Raw genomic sequence first — 4,295 nt, 5'->3', positions numbered from 1 at the left:
GATGTTATTCGGAGACAAATGTCAGAATGCTTTCGGTGCTGGCAATCGGTTTTGTACTGTCCAGGGCACTCAGCGGACTTGCAATTGTAAGCTTTCGGATGGCGAAGAATACCGGGCTGGCAGCAACTTTCTCAGATATGGCGGTAAAGAACAGGGTAAAGACGGTCATGATTCTATATATCCTTTTGTGTGCTGTGGGAATGATTCTCCTGGAGCCGGTTCTAGGAACCGTTTGTTTTATCAGCGCCCTTTTGATGTTTGCTTATTACCGCCGTATGTCCTATCAGAAGTTCGGCGGAATTACCGGAGATTTAGCAGGATTTTTCCTGCAGGTATGCGAACTGGTGATGGCGGCTGCAGTTGTAATTACAGCAAAAATTATTGGGTTATAAGTCTGGAAGTTAAAAACCCCGCTGCAAGCAACGGGGCATCAAATTTGTAACGCTGCGAGCAGCGGGGTACTTCTTAAATTTAGAAATGAAGAAAGGAACAGACTATGAAACTTGTAATCGGCGGTGCTTTTCAGGGTAAGAAAAAAGAAGCTTGTGAGCGGTATCAGTTGTCAGAGTCAGATTTTATAGACGGGATAACATGTAAGCAGGAGGAAATAAAAAGCTGCAGGGGGATTTTCCACTTTCATGAATATATTAAGAGAATGATCCGGGAGGGAGAAAATTCGGCAGGTATTGTAGATATGCTGTATGAAATTAATCCGGATATTATTATTGTATGCAATGAACTGGGCTATGGAGTAGTTCCCATTGAAAAGTTTGACCGGGAATACCGGGAAGCCGTAGGAAGGCTTTGCTGTAAAGCAGCGGAATATTCCGATGAAGTTGTACGGGTGATCTGTGGATTGGGTGCGGTGATTAAACATGCCTGAGATTGTGCTGATTCGTCATTCCAAAACAGAAGGCAATCTGCTGGGGCGTTATATCGGAACAACGGATGAGTCTCTCTGCGAAAAAGGGATTCAATTGCTGAAACAGAAAAAATATCCTTATGTGGATCGCATTTATGTAAGTCCTATGAAAAGATGTATCGAGACGGCAGAGAGAATCTACCCTGGCCTTCCCTGCGAGATTATAACAGATTTCCGGGAGTGCAGCTTTGGAGAATTTGAAAATAAGAATTATAAAGAACTGGATGGAAATCCTGCCTATCAGGCTTGGATCGACAGCCAGGGAACCTTGCCGTTTCCCGGCGGAGAAAGCCAGGAAACGTTCCGCAGCAGGTGCCGCCTTGCATTTCAGGATACAGTGGATCATATACTGGCAAACAAGATCAGTAGAGCCGCAGTCGTTGTGCATGGCGGTACCATTATGAGTATCATGGAAGCCTTTGCTGTACCGAAAAAAGCATTTTATGACTGGCAGGTGAAAAATGCACGGGGTTTCCTGGTAACGGTCAATGAGGCGGACTGGAGACAGCGTCAGGAGATCCGGGTTATGGAGAGCATTTGACCTTTTTCGAACATATGGTTGAATTTCTGAAAAATATGTGCTATCATGTACAGGATATTTAGAAACACACAGAGCATATTCATACATAGGCTTTGATACATGGCGGTGAAATGCATACGAAATTTTTACTGCTGATTTGGGAATAGCGCAGGCAGGATATGCACTGTTCAGGAGCATAATAATGAAAAAAAATGACTGGATACTGGCAGGTGCTGTAATAGCGGTTGCTCTCATTGCATTTGCTGGATATATGATCTTTCAAAAAGACGGAAATATGGTTCAGATCATGGTAGACGGAAAGGAATTTGGTGTCTATTCACTTGCAAAGGATCAGGTGATTGAGATCAATGGCACCAATACCCTTGAGATTAAGGACGGAAAAGCAGAAATGATTTCGGCAGAATGTCCGGACAAGCTTTGTGTCCACCAAAAGGCCATCAGTAAATCTGGGGAATCTATTATCTGCCTTCCCTATAAAATAGTAGTTCGGGTGGAAGGTGCTGAGGAAACATCTGACTATGATGCGGTAGCCGGTTAGGTGCCGTCCTTTCTATTGGAGCAATACCGCAGACTTATCTACGGTATGCAGGGGTATAAAAATGGTAACTAGAAGAAAAGCAGCATATTTTGGAGTGTTTACAGCTCTGGCATTAATTGTCACTTATGTAGAGACCCTGATTCCATTTTATTTCGGTGTTCCGGGAGTAAAACTGGGGCTTACGAATATTGTCATCCTGTGCGTTTTATATTTTATGGGAGCCAAAGATGCATTTTTGCTGTCCGTATTGCGAATTGTACTGGGCGGATTTTTGTTTGGCAGTATGTACAGTATTATTTACAGCCTTGCAGGAGGACTTTTGAGTCTTGCAGTGATGTATCTGCTGAAAAAAAGCAAAGGGTTTTCCATTGCAGGCGTCAGCATGTGCGGAGGAATTGCACATAATATAGGACAGCTGCTGGTAGCCATGGCAGTCGTTGATAATTTTAACCTGTTTTATTACCTTCCGGTATTGCTGATTTCCGGGCTGGTTACCGGGCTGTTGATTGGAATATTAGGAAATGAACTGCAGAGAAGACTGCCAAAGGAGATGTTTAAATGATAGCATATTTACGTGGGGATGTAGCTGCCCGCAATGAGAACAGTGTAGTACTGGAAGTGAATAATATCGGTTATCTGGTATATGTTTCGGGAAGAGATGCTGACCGACTTGCCGGTGCCAGAAAAGAAGTCTGTGTACATACCTATATGCATGTAAAAGAAGATGCATTGCAGCTGTACGGTTTTTGTTCCCAGGATGATCTTGAGATATTCAAACTGCTGCTTGGAGTAAACGGCATTGGTCCAAAGGCCGCACTTGGGGTTCTGACGGCACTGTCTGCCGATGATCTGCGGTTTGCTATTTTATCGGAAGATGCCAAAGCGATTGCCAAAGCTCCGGGTGTGGGCAATAAAACAGCCCAGAAGGTAATCCTGGAATTAAAGGATAAACTGAGTCTGGAAGACGCATTTGAAAAACGCCTGACAAACCAGAATGATCTGACAGTATCCGCCGGCATGACGGATAGCAAAGGAGAAGCCGTTCAGGCGCTGGCAGCTCTTGGATATTCCAATACGGATGCGTTAAAAGCCGTTAATAAAGCAGAACTAACGGATGATATGGATACAGAAGCCATTTTAAAAGCGGCGCTGAAGCAAATGGCATTTTTATAAATCCCTGCATTTATTGTTGGGCAGCATGTATAGCTGAACAGTTTAAAAACAGGTCTTTGGAGGCGGAACATGGGAAAACGTATTATTACAACAGATACTTTGGAAGAAGATATAAAAATAGAACCGGCTCTGCGCCCGCAGACTTTAGAGGATTACATTGGACAGGAAAAGGCAAAGATTAACCTTAAGGTCTATATTGAGGCAGCAAAGCAGAGAGGGGACGCTTTAGACCACGTCCTTTTTTACGGACCTCCCGGACTTGGAAAAACCACCCTGGCAGGTATTATTGCAAATGAAATGGGGGTAAATATGAAGATTACCTCCGGACCTGCAATTGAAAAGCCGGGAGAGATGGCGGCAATTCTCAATAATCTCCAGGAGGGAGATGTGCTTTTTGTAGACGAGATACACCGGTTAAACAGACAGGTGGAAGAAGTACTCTATCCGGCAATGGAAGATTATTCCATCGATATTATGATTGGAAAAGGTGCGGCTGCGCGCTCTATTCGACTGGATCTTCCCAAATTCACCCTGGTGGGTGCAACTACCCGTGCAGGACTTTTGACAGCGCCTCTTCGGGACCGTTTCGGAGTGATCCACCACTTAGAATTTTATACGGAATCAGAGCTCCAGACAATTATCGTTCGGTCTGCAGGCGTTCTGGGGGTAGAGATTGATACAAACGGAGCAAAGGAACTGGCAAAGCGTTCCAGAGGTACACCAAGGCTTGCAAACCGGCTGCTGAAGCGGGTCAGGGACTTTGCACAGGTGAAATATAATGGGCATATAACGGAAGATGTGGCGGCATTTGCCCTGGACTTGCTGGAAGTGGACAAATACGGACTGGATATGATGGACCGCAGCATACTGACTGTTATGATTGAAAAATTCAAAGGAGGTCCGGTTGGCCTGGATACCCTGGCGGCAGCTATAGGGGAAGATGCCGGAACTATTGAAGATGTGTATGAGCCTTACCTGATTAAGAATGGATTTATTATGCGGACGCCCAGAGGAAGAGTTGTTTCCGAGCTGGCATATCATCATCTTGGCATCATGCTATAAATTATCGTATCTGTTCTTAATCATAAACACACGCCGCAAGCCCATAAAAATTGGCTTTG

Annotated in this window: 7 protein-coding genes; all 7 read left to right on the top strand. The window is 44.6% G+C overall.

The window, feature by feature from the left end:
* The coding region (locus ACH2DQ_RS06460; RefSeq protein ID WP_395026030.1) for an adenosylcobinamide-GDP ribazoletransferase at positions 1–392 on the top strand (392 nt) is incomplete at its 5' end.
* Between the two features lie 104 nt (positions 393–496).
* Positions 497–883 carry a bifunctional adenosylcobinamide kinase/adenosylcobinamide-phosphate guanylyltransferase gene (locus ACH2DQ_RS06455; protein WP_394911165.1) on the top strand — a complete coding sequence of 129 codons (387 nt, stop codon included), beginning with the start codon at positions 497–499 and terminating at the stop codon, positions 881–883.
* A complete protein-coding gene (locus tag ACH2DQ_RS06450) occupies positions 876–1,463 on the top strand; it encodes a histidine phosphatase family protein (protein ID WP_394911166.1) in 588 nt (195 codons plus the stop codon). The genes ACH2DQ_RS06455 and ACH2DQ_RS06450 overlap by 8 nt, the downstream gene beginning before the upstream one ends.
* Positions 1,464–1,644: 181 nt before the next feature.
* The gene (locus ACH2DQ_RS06445; protein WP_394911167.1) at positions 1,645–2,001 is read left to right on the top strand and encodes a NusG domain II-containing protein; all 357 of its coding nucleotides are present in this window, start codon (positions 1,645–1,647) and stop codon (positions 1,999–2,001) included.
* Positions 2,002–2,062: 61 nt separating this feature from the next.
* A complete protein-coding gene (locus ACH2DQ_RS06440) occupies positions 2,063–2,563 on the top strand; it encodes a Gx transporter family protein (protein ID WP_394911168.1) in 501 nt (166 codons plus the stop codon).
* Positions 2,560–3,174 carry a Holliday junction branch migration protein RuvA gene (gene ruvA, locus ACH2DQ_RS06435; RefSeq protein WP_394911169.1) on the top strand — a complete coding sequence of 205 codons (615 nt, stop codon included), beginning with the start codon at positions 2,560–2,562 and terminating at the stop codon, positions 3,172–3,174. Before ACH2DQ_RS06440 ends, ruvA begins: the two co-directional genes overlap by 4 nt.
* A gap of 69 nt (positions 3,175–3,243) precedes the next feature.
* A complete protein-coding gene (ruvB, locus tag ACH2DQ_RS06430) occupies positions 3,244–4,236 on the top strand; it encodes a Holliday junction branch migration DNA helicase RuvB (RefSeq protein WP_394911170.1) in 993 nt (330 codons plus the stop codon).
* The last annotated feature ends 59 nt before the right edge of the window (positions 4,237–4,295 follow it).

It is taken from the genome of Robinsoniella sp. (assembly GCF_034124845.1).
The sequence above is the reverse complement of the archived record's forward strand: the minus strand, read 5'-3'. Positions and strand labels throughout refer to the sequence as shown.